This is a genomic window from Stenotrophomonas sp. STEN031, assembly GCF_056759975.1.
The window spans coordinates 56,025-71,753 of sequence record NZ_JBRREA010000012.1 but is presented as its reverse complement, the minus strand read 5'-3'; the positions used below and the strand labels follow the sequence as shown (position 1 = coordinate 71,753).

Below are 15,729 nucleotides of genomic sequence, written 5' to 3'. Positions count from 1 at the left end.
CGGGGGCTGGGGGTGAGGGCCTACCGCCCCAGCCAAGCCAGGAACCAACCCTCATCCGCCCTCCGGGCACCTTCTCCCGAAGGGAGAAGGAAAAAGCAAAGGCTTCGCCCTCCGGGCACCTTCTCCCGGCGGGAGAAGGAAGCAGCCACCCTCACCAAACAGGCCCCGCATGCTCCCCCTACCCCTGAACCTGCTCGGCTGGATCGAAGAACACCGCCACCTCCTGAAGCCGCCGGTCGGCAACAAGATGATCGAGAACGGTGACTTCATCGTCATGGTGGTTGCCGGCCCCAACAGCCGCAACGACTACCACTGGGATGAGGGTCCGGAATGGTTCTACCAGCTTGAAGGCGAGATGGTGCTGCGGGTGCAGGAAGACGGCGCAGTGCGCGACATCCCGATCCGGGCCGGCGAGATCTTCCTGCTGCCCCCGCGTGTACCGCATTCGCCGCAGCGCATGCCCGGATCGATCGGTCTGGTGGTCGAGCGCAAGCGCCTGGACCATGAGCTCGATGGCTTCATGTGGTACTGCCAGCAATGCAACCACAAGATCTACGAGGAGTTCTTCCACCTGAAGAACATCGAGACCGATCTGCCCAAGGTCTTCGACCGGTTCCATGCCTCGACTGAACACCGTACCTGCAGCCAATGTGGGGCCGTGCATCCACTGCCAAAACCGGTCACGCCGGAAGCCTGAGCGGCCGGGCGCGGTTACACTGCGGCTACATCCTCGACGTGTCCGCACCGATGAACGAAACGCTGTCACCCGCTCATGCCACCGCACTTGATGCTGCCGATCCGCTGCGCCACCTGCGCAGTCAGTTCCTGATCCCGCAGCACCAGGGCGCCGACCAGGCCTACTTCGTCGGCAACTCCTTGGGCCTGCAGCCACGCGGCGCACAGGCGATGGTGCAGGAGGTGATGGATCAATGGGGCCGCATCGCCGTCGAAGGCCACTTCACCGGTCCGACGCAATGGCTGAGCTATCACCGCCTGGTGCGCGATTCCCTGGCCGGCGTGGTCGGTGCGCTGCCGCATGAAGTGGTGGCGATGAACACGCTGAGCGTGAACCTGCATCTGATGATGGTCAGCTTCTACCGCCCCAGCAGCGAGCGCCCGGCGATCCTGATGGAAGCTGGTGCCTTCCCCACCGACCGCCACGCGGTCGAGGCACAGATCCGCTTCCATGGCTTCAACCCGGCCACCGATCTGATCGAAGTGCAGCCGGACGAAGCCAGCGGCACCATCTCGATGCAGGCCATCGAGCAGGCCATCAGCGAACACGGCAAGCGCGTCGCGCTGGTACTGTGGCCGGGCGTGCAGTACCGCACCGGCCAGGTGTTCGACCTCGACGCGATCACCCGCCTCGCCCGCGCGCACGGCGCCAGCATCGGTTTCGATCTGGCCCACTCGGTCGGCAACGTGCCGTTGAACCTGCATGATGTCGCACCCGATTTCGCGGTGTGGTGCCACTACAAGTATCTGAATGCAGGTCCCGGTGCGGTTGCCGGTGCCTTCGTGCACGAACGCCATGCCAAGGACACTTCACTGCCGCGCTTCGCCGGCTGGTGGGGCCACGAACAGGCGACCCGCTTCCAGATGGCGCCGGAGTTCGTGCCGGAACTTGGCGCCGAAGGCTGGCAGCTGAGCAATCCACCTGTGCTCGGCCTTGCGCCGCTGCGTGCATCACTGGCGCTGTACGACGAAGCCGGCATGGATGCATTGCGCACCAAGTCACTGAAGATCACCGGCTACCTGGAAGCCATGGTGCGTGCGCGCCTGGACCATGTGCTGCAGATCATCACGCCTGCCGAACCCGAGCGCCGCGGCTGCCAGCTGTCGCTGCGCGTGGCCGGTGGCCGTGCACAGGGGCGTTCGCTGTTCGAGTACCTGCAATCGGTAGGCGTGCTCGGCGACTGGCGCGAGCCCGATGTCATCCGCATCTCGCCCACGCCTTTGTACAACCGCTACAGCGATGTCTACCGCTTCGTCGATGAAGTGGAAACCTGGGCTGGCGTCTGACCAACGGACTATTTTGACTTGAACACCCCCACCCCACGCAGCCTCACCCTGATCGGCGCCGGCCTGGCCGGCTCCCTGCTCGCCATCCTGCTGTCGCGGCAGGGCTGGAAGATCACCATCTACGAACGTCGTGGCGACCCGCGCATCGCCGACTACGAGTCCGGTCGCTCGATCAACCTGGCGCTGGCCGAACGCGGCCGCAACGCCCTGCGTCAGGCTGGCGTCGAGGACGAGGTGATGGCCAAGGCGGTGATGATGCGCGGACGCATGGTGCATCCGCGCGAAGGCGCGGCCGACCTGCAGCGCTACGGCCGCGATGACAGCGAAGTGATCTGGTCGGTGCACCGCAAGGACCTCAACACCACCTTGCTGCAGCTGGCCGAGGAAGCCGGTGCCACCGTGCATTTCCACCGTCGCCTGCATACCGTGGACTTCGATGCCGGCTATGCACGCTTCATCGACGACCGCGACGACCAGCCGCACGACATCCACTTCAACACGCCGCTGATCGGAGCCGATGGCGCCGGCTCGGCGCTGCGTGCGGCAATGAACCGCAAGTTGCCGTTGGGCGAGCGCATCGAGTTCCTCGATCATTCGTACAAGGAGCTGGAGATTCCGCCAGCAGCGGACGGCAACTTCCAGATCGAAGCCAATGCCCTGCACATCTGGCCGCGCGGCAACTACATGTGCATCGCCCTGCCCAATGACGAAGGCACGTTCACCGTCACCCTGTTCCTGCCGAACGAAGGCGATCCCAGCTTCGCAACGGTGCGTAACGGTGTCGAAGCCGAAGCACTCTTCCAGCGCGACTTCGCCGATGCCCTGCCATTGATACCGAACCTGCGCGCCGACTGGGAACAGCATCCGCCCGGCCTGCTCGGCACGCTGTACCTGGAACGTTGGCATCAGCGTGGCAAGGCGGTGCTGATCGGCGACGCCGCGCATGCGATGGTGCCCTTCCACGGCCAGGGCATGAACTGCGCATTCGAAGACTGCGTGGTGCTGGCGCGCTGTCTGGCCGAACACCCTGGTACTGAAGAAGCCTTCGCTGCGTTTGAAGCCGAGCGCAAACCCAATGCCGCCGCCATCCAGCAGATGGCCTTGGACAACTATCTGGAAATGCGCGATCGCGTCGCCGACCCGAGCTACCTGCTGCAGCGCGAGCTGGAGCAGGCGCTGCAGGCGCGCTGGCCAACCCGTTTCGTGCCGCATTACACGATGGTCACCTTCCTGCACACGCCGTATGCAGTCGCGCTTGAACGCACCCGTCTGCAGCAGACCATCCTTGCCGACGCAACCGCCGGCCACGACTCGCTGCACAACATCGACTGGGCCGCGCTGGAACACGTCGTCCACGCTCAGCTGCCAGTACTGGAAGGAGCGCACTGATGGCCGAGAGCTTCCTGTTCTACGATCTGGAAACCTTTGGCCAGGACCCGCGCCGTACCCGCATCGCCCAGTTCGCCGCGGTGCGCACCGATGCCAACCTGAAAATCATCGACGAGCCGGTCAGCTTCTACGTCAAGCCAGCCGACGACCTGCTGCCCTCGCCGGTCGCTACCTTGATCACCGGCATCACCCCGCAGCATGCGCTGGCCGAAGGTGTCAGCGAGGCCGAGGCTTTCGCCCGCATCAACGAGTTGATGAGCAAGCCGCAGACCTGCACCCTGGGATACAACACCCTGCGCTTCGATGATGAGTTCGTGCGCTACGGTCTGTTCCGCAATTTCCATGATCCCTATGAGCGCGAGTGGCGCAGTGGAAACTCGCGCTGGGACCTGCTCGACATGTTACGTTTGGTGCACGCGCTGCGCCCGGACGGCATCAACTGGCCCACGCGCGAAGACGGCGCCACCTCGTTCAAGCTTGAGCATCTGGCGCTGGCCAATGATGTGCGCCAAGGCGATGCCCACGAAGCGCTGTCGGACGTCCATGCCACCATCGGCATGGCGCGGCGCTTCCGTGAGGCACAGCCGCGCATGTGGGACTACGCGCTGCGTCTGCGCGACAAGCGCTATGTCGGCAGCCTGCTCGACGTGGTGGCGATGGAGCCGGTGCTGCATATCTCGATGCGCTACCCGGCCAGCCGCCTGTGCGCCGCACCGGTGCTGCCACTGGCCCGTCATCCGCACATCAACAATCGGGTGATCGTGTTCGACCTGGAAGGCGATATCGAGCCCTTGCTGGAGCTGTCGGTCGAAGAAATCACCGCACGCCTGTATACCCGTGCCGCCGATCTGCCCGAAGGCCAGCAGCGCATTCCGCTGAAAGAAGTCCACCTCAACAAGGTACCGGCGCTGGTTGCGTGGAACCATCTGCGCGAGGCCGATTTTGAGCGCCTGCAGATTGATCCTGCGGCAATTGAAGCCAAGGCAGAAAAACTGCGCGAACTCGGCCCGCAGCTGGCCGAGAAGGCGCGCCAGGTGTTTGCCCGAGAACGCGTAAACGATGGCCCGGTCGACGCCGATGCATCGCTGTACGATGGCTTCCTGGCCGAAGGCGACAAGGGCCTGCTCAGCAAGGTGCGCACTGCACCGCCGGAAGCTTTGGCCGAGTTGGAACAGCGCTTCCGCGATCCGCGCCTGCCCGAACTGCTGTTCCGCTACCGCGCCCGCAACCATCCGCAGACACTGGACGCCACCGCGCGCTCACGCTGGGATGCGTATCGTCAGCAGCGCTTCACTACCCCGGGCATGGCCGAGCAGACCTTGCCCGAGTACATCGCGCAGATCGCCCAATTGCGCGAGGAACACAAGGACAACCCAGACTCACTGGCCCTGCTGGATGCACTGGAGCAGTGGCGCCATACCCTGCAGGACACACCATGACCCAGTACTTCAGCGATGCCAGTTTCAAGTTCCTGCGCGGGCTGGCCCGCCACAACGACAAGACCTGGTTTGCCGAGCACAAGCAGCAGTACGAAGACCATGTACGGCAGCCCTTCCTGCGCCTCATCACCGACCTGCAGCCTGACCTGAGCGAAGTCAGCGCGCACTTCCAGGCCGATCCTCGCACCGTCGGCGGCTCGCTGTTCCGCATCTACCGCGACTCGCGCTTCTCCCACGACAAGGCGCCGTACAAGACCTGGCAGGGCGCACGCCTGTTCCACGAGCGCCGCAAGCAGGTGCCGGCGCCGTCGTATTACATCCACCTGGCACCGGGCGAGAGCTTTGTTGGCGCTGGCATCTGGCACCCCGAGCCGGACGTACAGCGCCGCCTGCGCCAGTTCATCCTCGACAACCCCGGCAGTTGGAAGGCCGCCGCGCACGCGCCAGCCACGCGCAAGCGCTACGAGTTCGAAAGTAGCGAGAAGCTGGTGCGGCCGCCGCGCGGTTTCCCTGCCGACTTCGAGTTCATCGACGACCTCAAGCACCGCAACTGGGTGCTGTGGCGTTCGCTGGACGACGAGGTGATGACCGGCCCACGCCTGCGCCAGACCCTGGCCAAGGACCTGGCCGCACTCGGTCCGTTCGTCGACTACCTGTGCGCCGCGCTGGACCTGGAATTCTGATTGGCGTGGGCTTCACGCAAACCAACCTGGTTTGCGGCACGCTTGGCGGCAACCTTCGACAGGAAGCCGCCGTGACCAGCATCCACCTTCAAGTCTGGATCGAGGCCCCGCTGGCCACCGTCTACAGCGGCTTGGCCAACGCCGAGGGACTGAGCCGCTGGTGGATACCGCACCAGCAATCGGTCATCGACGGCGACACCGTGATCAGCCACAACCCGGGTTCCGGCCATGGCGTCGTCGCGCTGAAGGTGCTGGAGATCATTCCCGAGCGTTGCATCCGCTGGGAGGTGATCAGCCGTCACCCGCCACAGAGCCCGGCCTCGGCCTGGACCGGCACCGAGATCCGCTTCGACCTGTCACGCCGGGCCAGCCCCGGCGCCTGGCGCGGTCTGCCGCATGAAGGCGAGCCGTTGACCGTGCTGGAGTTCCATCACTTGGGTTGGAACGGTGACAGCGAATATCTGGGCTTCTGCAGCCAGGCCTGGGCCGAAACCCTGGTGATGCTGCGCCGCTGGGCCGAAGCCAGCATCCCCGCACACCCCTGATATCGAGGACAGCAACGCAATGAAGAAGTGGATACTCGCTACTGTCATCGCCATCGCAGTGCTGCTGGCCGCCTACGTGATCGGCGGCCCCTATCTGGCGATCCGTGGGATCAGCCAGGCCATCGAACAGCGTGACACCGGCAAGCTGGCGCGACACGTCGACTTCGGCGCGGTCCGGGTCAACATCAAGGCGCAGATCAACGATTACATCGTGCGCCGCGCCGGCAGCGACATGCAGTCGAGTCTATTCGGCCAGGTCGCGCTGGGCGTGGCCGGCAATCTCACCGGTGCCGGTGTCGACACCTTCGTCACCCCGCTGGGCATTGCTGCCCTGCTGCAGGGGGACAGCCTGTGGAAGCGGGCCATCGGCGATACCGTCGGCGGCGATACCTGGGCACCGCCCTCGCCGGCCAAGCCGTTGGCCAATACCACCGGCCATTACGAATCGCTGTCGCGCTACACCGCCACCACCCATCTGGAAGACGGGCGCAAAGTCGTGTTCGTACTCAGCCGCCAAGGGCTGCGCTGGCGACTGACCAATATCGTGCTGCCACTGGGACAGGCGCCGGACTGACCGGCGCCATCTCCATCAGGCAATCCTGCGCGGCTGCTCCTCGATGACGCTATCGGCGAGGAAAGCCTCCAGCGAATCATCCATCGCCTGCATCCACGGGGTGTGATGCAGCGGCGCCAGCGTGCCAGTCAGCACCGAACGGTAGCTGTAGTTGCGATACCCCAGGATGTCCTCCTTCTTGTCGTGCTTCCACTGCTTGAACAGCGTGGCCACCGCCTCGACATTGAAGTCCGGGTAGTCGGTGGCGTCCAGCAGGTCGCGCACGTATTCGGTCTGGAAGTCGATGTCCTGCTCGGCCGAGGTCGTTGCTTCCTCGCGTGCCAGCCAGGCTTCGCTGTCGGCACGCATTGCCGCGGTCGTCGGCAGCGCCATCTTGCCGAGGATCACATCGCGCGCATACCAGGCCTGCGCATCGAACATGTTGAAGGTGTAGTACTGGTCCTGCATGCCCAAGTAGATCAGCTTGGGGTTGTCGATCCAGAACACGCCCTTGTACAGATCACCCGGGTACAGGCGATTGCGCGTGCGCAGGGTCAGCGCATCGGGCAGGAACGGAAAGTGATGCTGGTAGCCGGTGCACAGCACGATCGCGTCCACGTCCTTGCTGCTGCCATCGATGAAGTGCGCGGTGTTGCCTTCAACACGCTGCAGCAAGGGCTTTTCTTCAAAGGCAGCCGGCCAATCGTAACCGGTTGCCGCGCTGCGATAGCTGAAGGTCACCGACTTGGCGCCGTATTTGTAGCACTGCGTACCGATATCCTCGGCCGAATAGCTGCTCCCTACCAGCAGCAGATCCTTGTCTGCGAATTCGCAAGCGTCACGGAAATCATGCGCATGCAACACGCGGCCGGGAAAGCGATCCACGCCTTCGAAGAATGGCGCATTCGGCGTGGAAAAATGGCCGGTTGCAACAATGACCCGGTCGAACTCCTCGGCCAGCAACTCATCCTTCTTCAGGTCGCGGACGGTGACGGTGAATCGTTCGGTTTCTTCCGAATAATCGACCCATTGCACCGCCATGTTGAAGCGAATCTGATCACGTACACCGCTCTTTTCGATGCGGCCCATGATGTAGTCGCGCAGCACAGCGCGTGGCGGATAGGAGGCGATCGGGCGGCCAAAATGCTCTTCAAAACTGTAGTCGGCAAACTCCAGTGCTTCCTTCGGGCCGTTCGACCAGAGGTAGCGGTACATGCTGCCATGTACGGGTTCGCCATAAGCATCCAGCCCGGTACGCCATGTGTAGTTCCACATCCCGCCAAGATCGGATTGCTTTTCGAAGCAGACGATCTCTGGCACTTCAGCCCCACCTCGACGGGCGGATTCAAAGGCACGAAGTTGCGCCAGGCCGCTCGGGCCGGCTCCAAGAATGGCGATACGCATGGTCATTCGGGTTGTTTCTCCTGTGTAGCTGCAGCCGCGTAAACGCGACGGCACTGCGCAAGGGCGCGTTATGCGCCGTGCAGGAGAGACAATGCGTCCGGTCCCGCGCGGCGCGCGAAACACCCGGCCGCCACGCAAAGCAGCGCGAAAGGGAATGGCAGGTACGTTGACGCTACCGGTCGGGGACAGGCCCCGCCCCTGGATCACCGGGTGGGTGCTGTGCGGGAGGGATCTGCTGCATTCGTGCAGATCAGGGCGCGGCAGGATTACCGCTGGTTCAGCTTGGAACCCGCGAAAGCGGCTTCATCCTAGCATGTGGGGAATGTTGGGCTGCAAGGTCGCGCAGACACCGGACTGTGGGAGCGGCGTAAGCCGCGAAGCTGACCAGGCAAAAACAACTGAGACAGCTGCAATTGCACCTTGCCTGCTGACGGATAGATTGCTTGCTTCGCGGCTTACGCCGCTCCCACAACAAACGGCAGCTCTACCCCGGATTGGCGACGCCGTGCGGCACATGGCCGGCGGTAACGTGCTGACGTGCGCTGTCGATGTTGTGCTGCGAATCATCGAAGAAGATATCGGCACCAAAGGCTTCCAGGAACGGCCCCTTGTGGCGACCACCGAGGAACAGCGCCTCATCCAGACGCACGCCCCACTCACGCAGGGTACGGATCACCCGTTCATGCGCAGGTGCCGAACGCGCGGTGACCAGCGCGGTGCGGATCGGTGCCGACTCGCCCGGCGGGAATGCCGCCTGCAGGGCATGCAGCGCCGACAGGAAATTGCGGAACGGGCCACCGCTGAGTGGTTCGTGTGCACGCTCGCGTTCGTGGCGACCAAAGGCTTCCACACCCTGTTCGCGCGAGATGCGCTCGCTCTCATCACCAAAGATCACCGCATCACCATCGAAGGCAATACGCAGTTGGGTCTTGGAGCGGCCGGTATCGGTAGCCGCTGCCGAAGCGGCGGCCACCTCCTGTGCGCTCTGCGGCAGGATGGTGGCGGCGGCGATGCCATTGACCAGGGCGCGGCGCACCGAATCCGGGTTGGCCGACAGGAACAGATCGGTGCCGAACGGCTTGACGTACGGCCAGGTCGGCTCGCCGGCGGTGAAGGTGGCGCGCACGATATCCAGCTTGTAGTGCTGGATGGAGTTGAAGATGCGCAGGCCGGTATCGGCCGAATTGCGCGACAGCAGGATCACTTCCACGCGCGGCGTCTCCACCGGCGCTCCATCATTGAGTGCCAGCAGCTTGCGCACCACCGGGAAGGCAACGCCGGGTTTGAGCACATCGTCCTCGTGCGCCCGCTGGTAGGCGGCATAGGCCTCCAGACCTTCGCGTTCGAACAGGGCGTGGCCTTCTTCGAGATCGAACAAGGCGCGCGAAGTAACCGCAACGGTAAGCAGCCGGGGAGTGTTGTCACCCATGGACGATGAACCCAATACGATCAAGGAACGGGACCCAGTCTACCCGGAAGCGGCGCGCTTCCCCCAATCCCGGATCCCACCAGCCCCGATCCCCGCCCTCAAACCATGAACTGCTCGCTGAGGATGCGCTCTTCGAGGTTGTGCTCGGGGTCGAACAGCAAGGTCACCTGACGCTCACGCGATTCGCGGATGGTCACTTCCACCACATCGCGGGTTTCATGCGAATCGGCAGTGACGCTGACCGGGCGCTTGTAGGGATCGAGCACGCGGAAGCGCACTTCGGTCTCGGCCTTGAGGATGGCGCCACGCCAGCGTCGCGGGCGATACGGCGCCAAAGGGGTCAAGGCGATGGTGTTCGAACCCAGCGGCAGGATCGGGCCATGCGCCGAGTAGTTGTAGGCGGTGCTGCCGGCCGGCGTGGAGACCAGCACACCATCGCAGATCAGCTCTTCCACCCGCTGCTGGCCGTTGAGATCGATGCCGATATGCGCGGCCTGCCGGGTCTGGCGCAGCATCGAGACGTCGTTGTAGGCCAGCGAGCCGGTAGTAGTGCCGGATTCGGTCAACGCGATCATTTCCAGCGGGCGCAGGTGGGCTGGTTCAGCCAGGGCCAGGCGCTCGATCAAGTCATCTTCGCGATGGTGGTTCATCAGGAAGCCGACGGTGCCCAGCTTCATGCCGAATACCGGTTTGCCCTTGCCGCCGTGGCGATGCAGGGTCTGCAGCATGAAGCCGTCACCGCCCAGCGGGCAGATCACATCGGCCTCTTCCGGGCTATGGTCGCCGTAACGGGCTGCCAGGGTGGCACGGGCCTGCTGTGCGGCCTCGACGGTACTGGCGAGGAAAGCAATTCGGGGGGACACGGGCGCGTCTATCGGTTCGGCTTGGAGGGCGAGGATAACCTGCCGATGTGCTGACTGGTGCTTTCGTTTGCTTGGAAACTGAAGGCCAGCGGCAAGAGCTTGCCCTCACCCCAACCCCTCTCCCGCAGGCGGGAGAGGGGCTACAGCTGCAATTGCGCAGAATGCCTGCGCTCGCGGTGGACTAGCCCCTCTACCGCCTGCGGGAGAGGGGCTGGGGTGAGGGCAAGCTCTTGATTTCTCCAAAAGAAAACGGGCCCTTTCGGGCCCGTTCTCCAAAACCAACAACCTGCCGACTTAAGCGCCGTGCGCCGCCAGCTGGCCCAGACGCTGCACCGCCACCGACACGGTCGGGTAGTCCAGGGTCTTCTGCTCGGCCAGCTCGGCCAGCATTGCCAGGGTGAAGCGCAGGCCGCTGTCATCACGGCCCAACCACGCCGCCACCTTGGCCTCGGCAGTTGCGCCCTTCATCGACAGCACCTGGCCGGTCAGGGCACGCTGATGCGCCGCCAGCTCGTCGCGCAGCACGCCACGGGCCACCGCATGCCAACGGCCGTTGACCTCCAGCGCATCGATCTGCTCGAACAGCCACGGCATCTGCAGGGCTTCGCCCAGGCGGAAGTGGACCTTGGACACGTCGACCGGCTTGAGCTTGCGCGGACGCGCCAGTTCAATGATGTCGAACGCCGGCTCCAGGAACTGCAGTTCGGACAGCTGCTGTGCCAATGCCGCCGGCAAGCCCTTCTCCTTCCATGCCACAACGCTGGCCTCGTAGGCCGGGCGCTGCGAATCCGGCAGCACGCCCGAGGCAACGCGGATGTCGTTGAACGGGCCCTGGTAGCGATCCACCGCGGCAGTGATACCCGGCATCGCGCCCGGACGGGTCAGCAACCAGCGCACGAACGAGCGCTGCAGCTTCCAGATCACTTCCAGCGCATCCACCTGCACCGCTTCGGGCAAGGTGCCGTCGAGCGCATCGATCTGCGCCCACAGTGCACGTGCATCCAGTGTTTCACGGCTGATGGTGTAGGCCTTGGCAACCTCGGCCACGGTGCGGCCGGTATCTTCCTGCATGCGCATCAGGAAGGTGGCGCCCATGCGGTTGATGGTCTGGTTGGTCACGGCCGTGGCGATGATTTCGCGCTTCAGTCGGTGACGTTCCATCGCGTCGGCGTACTTCTTCTGCAGCGGCTGCGGGAAGTAACGCAGCAGTTCCTTGGACAGGTACGGGTCTTCCGGGATGTCCGATTCCAGCAGCTGCTGGAAGGCGACGATCTTGGAGTACGACAGCAGCACCGCCAGTTCCGGACGGGTCAGGCCCTGGCCACGCAGCTTGCGTGCCGACAGCTCGGCGTCGGACGGCAGGAACTCGATCTGGCGATCCAGCAGGCCCTGCTTCTCCAGCGTGCGGATGAAGTGCTGCTTGGAACCCAGGCGCTTGCTGCTCATCCGCTCCATCAGGCTCAGTGCCTGGTTCTGGCGGTAGTTATCCATCAGCACCAGCTCGCCCACCTCGCCGGTCATCGAGGCCAGCAGCTTGTTGCGCTGGTCCACGGTGAGCTTCTTGGCGCGCACCACGTCGTTGAGCAGGATCTTGATGTTGACTTCGTGGTCGGAGGTATCCACACCGGCCGAGTTGTCGATGAAGTCGGTGTTGAGCAGCACGCCAACCTGTGCGGCCTCGATGCGGCCGAGCTGGGTCATGCCCAGGTTGCCACCCTCGCCCACGATCTTGCAGCGCAGTTCGCCACCGTTGACGCGCAGGCCGTTGTTGGCACGGTCGCCAACATCGGCATTGGTCTCGGTTGCCGACTTGACGTAGGTACCGATACCGCCGTTCCACAGCAGGTCAACCGGTGCCTTCAGCGCGGCATTGATCAGGTCGGTCGGGTTCATCGCCTTGATGCTGGCGTCGATGCCCAGTGCTTCACGCACTTCCGGGGTGATCTCGATCGACTTGAGCGAACGCGGGTAGATGCCGCCGCCCTTGCTGATCAGCTTGCTGTCGTAGTCGGCCCAGCTCGAACGCGGCACCTTGAACATGCGCGCGCGTTCCTTGAACGAGCTGGCAGCCACCGGGTTCGGATCCAGGAAGATGTGGCGGTGATCGAAGGCGCATACCAGGCGGATGTGCTCGGACAGCAGCATGCCGTTGCCGAACACGTCGCCGGACATGTCGCCGACGCCGACCACGGTGAAATCCTGCTTCTGGCAGTCACGGCCCAGTGCACGGAAGTGGCGCTTGACCGACTCCCACGCACCGCGTGCGGTGATGCCCATGCCCTTGTGGTCATAACCGACCGAGCCACCGGAGGCGAACGCGTCGTCCAACCAGAAACCGTGTGCACGGGCGATGCCGTTGGCGGTATCGGAGAACGTAGCGGTGCCCTTGTCGGCAGCTACGACCAAATACGGATCGTCCATGTCATGACGCACCACGCCCTGCGGCGGCACGATCTTGTTGTTGACGATGTTGTCGGTGATGTCCAGCAGGCCGTTGATGAAGCGCTTGTAGCAGGCCACGCCCTCGGCAAACCAGGCGTCACGGTCGACCGACGGGTCCGGCAGCTGCTTGGCGAAGAAACCACCCTTGGAGCCGACCGGCACGATCACGGTGTTCTTCACCATCTGCGCCTTGACCAGGCCCAGCACTTCGGTGCGGAAGTCTTCGCGGCGGTCCGACCAGCGCAGGCCGCCACGGGCGACCGGGCCGAAGCGCAGGTGGGTACCTTCCACGCGCGGGCCGCACACGAAGATCTCGCGGTACGGACGCGGCTTGGGCAGGTCCGGCACCTTGGCGGCGTCGAACTTGAAGCTGATGTAGTCGGCCGGACCACCGTCGGCACGCACGCCATCCTTGCGCACCAGGTAGTAGCTGGTACGCAGGGTGGCTTCGATCACGCCGATGAAGCTGCGCAGGATGCGGTCTTCGTCCAGGCTGGACACGCCGTCCAGCAGCTTGACCAGCACCTCGTGCACCAGCGCCATGCGCGCATCACGGTCGCTCTTGCGCGCCTTGACCACGCCATCAAGCAGCTTGAGGGTGGCAGCGTCGTCACCGGCCAGTAGCTTGAACTGGGCCAGCTGCGCGTCCAGCACTGCCTTGTCGGCCGACGGGGTCGGCTCGAAGCGGGCTTCGAACAGTTCCACGATCAGGCGCGCCAGCAGCGGGTAGCGGTTGAAGGTGCCTTCCACATAGGCCTGCGAGAACGGCACGCCGATCTGCAGCAGGTACTTGCAGTAACCACGCAGCATCGACACCTGGCGCCAGTCCAGGCCGGCGCCCAGCACCAGGCGGTTGAAGCCGTCGTTCTCGGCATCGCCGTGCCAGACGCGTGCGAAGGCGTCGCTGAAGGCGGCATTGGCATTGGCCGGGTCGATCGTGCCGATGGCCGACTCGACTTCGAAGTCCTGCACATACACCGGTGCATCGTCGACCATCAGCTTGTACGGGCGCTCCGCCATCACGCGCAGGCCCATGTTTTCCATCATCGGCAACACGTCGGACAGCGGGATGTCCTTGAGCTGGCGGTACAGCTTCAGGCGCAGGCCGTCGACGTCGTCGCGGCGGATCGCCTGCAGGCTCAGGCGCAGATCGTCCGGACCGGTCAACGCGTCCAGCTGGGCCACGTCGGCAGCGGCGATTTCAGCGCTGGAATCCTCGATGTAACCGGCCGGCAATGCCTTGCCGATGCGCGAGGCAATGCGCAGGCCTTCGCCTTCACCATGGCTGCCGACCAGCGCTTCGCGCAGATCGTCCTGCCAGTTGCGCAGCACGTGGGCCAAACGCTTCTCCATGCCTTCCACATCCAGCTCCAGGCTCTGCCCGGCCTTGGGGCGCACGATCAGGTGCACCTGGGCCAGCGGCGAGTCGCCCAGCACCACGCTGGAATCGACGTATTCGCCCTGCAGGGCGTCCTTGAGCATGCTTTCCACGCGCAGGCGCACGTCGGTGTTGAAGCGCTCGCGCGGCAGGAACACCAGCGCCGAGATGAAGCGGCTGAACTTGTCGCGGCGCAGGAACAGGCGGCTGCGCACGCGCTCTTGCAGGCCGAGCACGCCCATGGCAGTGCGGAACAACTCGTCTTCGCTGGACTGGAACAGCTCTTCGCGCGGCAGCGACTCCAGGATGTGGCGCAGTGCCTTGCCGCTGTGGCTGGACAGGCTCAGGCCCGAACGCGCCATCACGTTCTCATAGCGCTGGCGCACCAGCGGGATCTCCCACGGGCGACGGTTGTAGGCGCTGGAGGTGAACAGGCCAAGGAAGCGCTGCTCACCGATGATCTTGCCCTTGGCGTCGAATTCCAGCACGCCGATGTAGTCCATGTAGCCGCCGCGGTGGATATGCGAGCGGGCATTGGTCTTGGTCAGGATCAGCGCGTCATGCAGGCTGCTGGTGGCGTTCAGGCCTTCAGCAGCAAGACCCTTGACCGGGCGTGCGACCATGGTGTCCTTGCCGCGCATCAGGCCCAGGCCGGTGCCGTTCTGGGCCACCAGCACTTCTTCCTTGCCCTTCTTTTCCACCTTGTATTCGCGGTAGCCGAAGAAGGTGAAATGGTTGTCGGCGGCCCAGCGCAGGAACTCCTGCGCCTCGGCACGCGAGGCCTTGCTCACCGGCAGGGTGCGCTTGCCCAGGTCGTCGGCCAGCGCCAATGCCTTGTCGGTCATCGGCTGCCAGTCATTGACGATGGCACGCACGTCATCCAATGCGGCGGTCACGCGCTTGGCAACCGCGTCCAGCGCCTCGGCCGGCTGGCGATCGATTTCCAGCAGCATCACCGATTCCAGCTTGCCCTCGCCCACGCCGCTGAGCTTGCCGGCCTTGTCGCGCGCGATGTTGATCACCGGGTGGCCCAGCACGTGTACGCCGATGCCCTGCTCGGCCAAGGCCAGCGTCACCGTGTCTACCAGGAACGGCATGTCGTCGTTGACGATCTGCAGCACGGTATGAGCCGATTCCCAGCCGTCCGCCTTCAGCGTCGGGTTGAACACCCGCACATTGGCCTTGCCCGGCTTGCGGGTGCGGGCGAATTCGAGCATGCCGGCGGCCAGCACCGCCCAATCATCGGCCGAGTGCAGGGTGAACTCATCGGCTTCCATGCGCTTGTAGAACGCCGTAGCAAAAGCCACTGCCTGCGCCTGTGCGGCCGCAGCGGGATAACGCTTCCGCAAGGCTGCAAATACCGGTTCTAGCGAGAGGCCGGCTTCTGCGTTGTTCTGCTTCACAGCCGGTTTGGATTTCGTCTTTGCGGACTTGGCAGCACTGTTTTGCGATTTCATGGCAGAGCTTTGGGTGTTGCTCGGTTGGAGAAACCGCGATTGTATCGCTGGTAACAAAAAGAACCTTGCTGCAGGGCCGCATTATCTGCATCGCAATCACGAGTCGAACGCGGGCAACCGCCGCG

General features: G+C 64.2%; 11 protein-coding genes. 7 read left to right on the top strand and 4 right to left on the bottom strand.

Annotated elements, in window-relative coordinates; all coding sequences use genetic code 11:
- Window positions 1-169: 169 nt before the first annotated feature.
- The 7 genes from ACVOLQ_RS07975 (at window position 170) to ACVOLQ_RS07945 (ending at window position 6,652) form a co-directional block, all read left to right on the top strand.
- On the top strand, window positions 170-697 hold the full coding sequence (locus ACVOLQ_RS07975; protein WP_313169967.1) for a 3-hydroxyanthranilate 3,4-dioxygenase: 528 nt from the start codon (window positions 170-172) through the stop codon (window positions 695-697).
- Window positions 698-747: 50 nt separating this feature from the next.
- Window positions 748-2,022 (top strand): kynureninase, encoded by a 1,275-nt coding sequence (gene kynU, locus ACVOLQ_RS07970; protein WP_481527637.1) that lies wholly within the window; start codon window positions 748-750, stop codon window positions 2,020-2,022.
- 18 nt (window positions 2,023-2,040) lie between these two features.
- Window positions 2,041-3,411, top strand: a complete 1,371-nt coding sequence (locus tag ACVOLQ_RS07965; RefSeq protein ID WP_481527636.1) for an FAD-dependent oxidoreductase — start codon at window positions 2,041-2,043, stop codon at window positions 3,409-3,411.
- On the top strand, window positions 3,411-4,850 hold the full coding sequence (gene sbcB / locus ACVOLQ_RS07960) for an exodeoxyribonuclease I (RefSeq protein WP_481527635.1): 1,440 nt from the start codon (window positions 3,411-3,413) through the stop codon (window positions 4,848-4,850). Before ACVOLQ_RS07965 ends, sbcB begins: the two co-directional genes overlap by 1 nt.
- Window positions 4,847-5,533, top strand: coding sequence for a DUF2461 domain-containing protein (locus ACVOLQ_RS07955; protein WP_481527634.1), 687 nt, complete (start codon window positions 4,847-4,849; stop codon window positions 5,531-5,533). The genes sbcB and ACVOLQ_RS07955 overlap by 4 nt, the downstream gene beginning before the upstream one ends.
- A gap of 71 nt (window positions 5,534-5,604) precedes the next feature.
- The gene (locus tag ACVOLQ_RS07950) at window positions 5,605-6,078 is read left to right on the top strand and encodes an SRPBCC family protein (protein WP_481527633.1); all 474 of its coding nucleotides are present in this window, start codon (window positions 5,605-5,607) and stop codon (window positions 6,076-6,078) included.
- 19 nt (window positions 6,079-6,097) lie between these two features.
- Window positions 6,098-6,652: a DUF2939 domain-containing protein gene (locus ACVOLQ_RS07945; protein ID WP_313169956.1), complete on the top strand. Its 555-nt coding sequence runs from the start codon at window positions 6,098-6,100 to the stop codon at window positions 6,650-6,652.
- 15 nt (window positions 6,653-6,667) lie between these two features.
- On the opposite strand, the gene ACVOLQ_RS07940 is transcribed toward ACVOLQ_RS07945, so the two are convergent.
- The 4 genes from ACVOLQ_RS07940 to ACVOLQ_RS07925 form a co-directional block, all read right to left on the bottom strand.
- Window positions 6,668-8,041 (bottom strand): NAD(P)-binding domain-containing protein, encoded by a 1,374-nt coding sequence (locus ACVOLQ_RS07940; protein ID WP_313169955.1) that lies wholly within the window; start codon window positions 8,039-8,041, stop codon window positions 6,668-6,670.
- 478 nt (window positions 8,042-8,519) lie between these two features.
- The gene (locus ACVOLQ_RS07935; protein WP_313169953.1) at window positions 8,520-9,464 is read right to left on the bottom strand and encodes a 5'-nucleotidase; all 945 of its coding nucleotides are present in this window, start codon (window positions 9,462-9,464) and stop codon (window positions 8,520-8,522) included.
- A gap of 98 nt (window positions 9,465-9,562) precedes the next feature.
- Window positions 9,563-10,327, bottom strand: coding sequence for an NAD kinase (locus ACVOLQ_RS07930; protein WP_481527632.1), 765 nt, complete (start codon window positions 10,325-10,327; stop codon window positions 9,563-9,565).
- A 294-nt stretch (window positions 10,328-10,621) separates the two neighbouring features.
- Window positions 10,622-15,604, bottom strand: a complete 4,983-nt coding sequence (locus ACVOLQ_RS07925) for an NAD-glutamate dehydrogenase (RefSeq protein ID WP_481527631.1) — start codon at window positions 15,602-15,604, stop codon at window positions 10,622-10,624.
- Window positions 15,605-15,729: the final 125 nt, after the last annotated feature.

Coding starts and splice junctions, on each gene's coding strand:
- ACVOLQ_RS07940 (WP_313169955.1), bottom strand. CDS start 8,041: ATGACCATGCGTATCGCCATTCTTGGAGCCGGCCCGAGCGGCCTGGCG.
- ACVOLQ_RS07925 (WP_481527631.1), bottom strand. CDS start 15,604: ATGAAATCGCAAAACAGTGCTGCCAAGTCCGCAAAGACGAAATCCAAA.
- ACVOLQ_RS07975 (WP_313169967.1), top strand. CDS start 170: ATGCTCCCCCTACCCCTGAACCTGCTCGGCTGGATCGAAGAACACCGC.
- ACVOLQ_RS07935 (WP_313169953.1), bottom strand. CDS start 9,464: ATGGGTGACAACACTCCCCGGCTGCTTACCGTTGCGGTTACTTCGCGC.
- kynU (WP_481527637.1), top strand. CDS start 748: ATGAACGAAACGCTGTCACCCGCTCATGCCACCGCACTTGATGCTGCC.
- ACVOLQ_RS07945 (WP_313169956.1), top strand. CDS start 6,098: ATGAAGAAGTGGATACTCGCTACTGTCATCGCCATCGCAGTGCTGCTG.
- ACVOLQ_RS07955 (WP_481527634.1), top strand. CDS start 4,847: ATGACCCAGTACTTCAGCGATGCCAGTTTCAAGTTCCTGCGCGGGCTG.
- sbcB (WP_481527635.1), top strand. CDS start 3,411: ATGGCCGAGAGCTTCCTGTTCTACGATCTGGAAACCTTTGGCCAGGAC.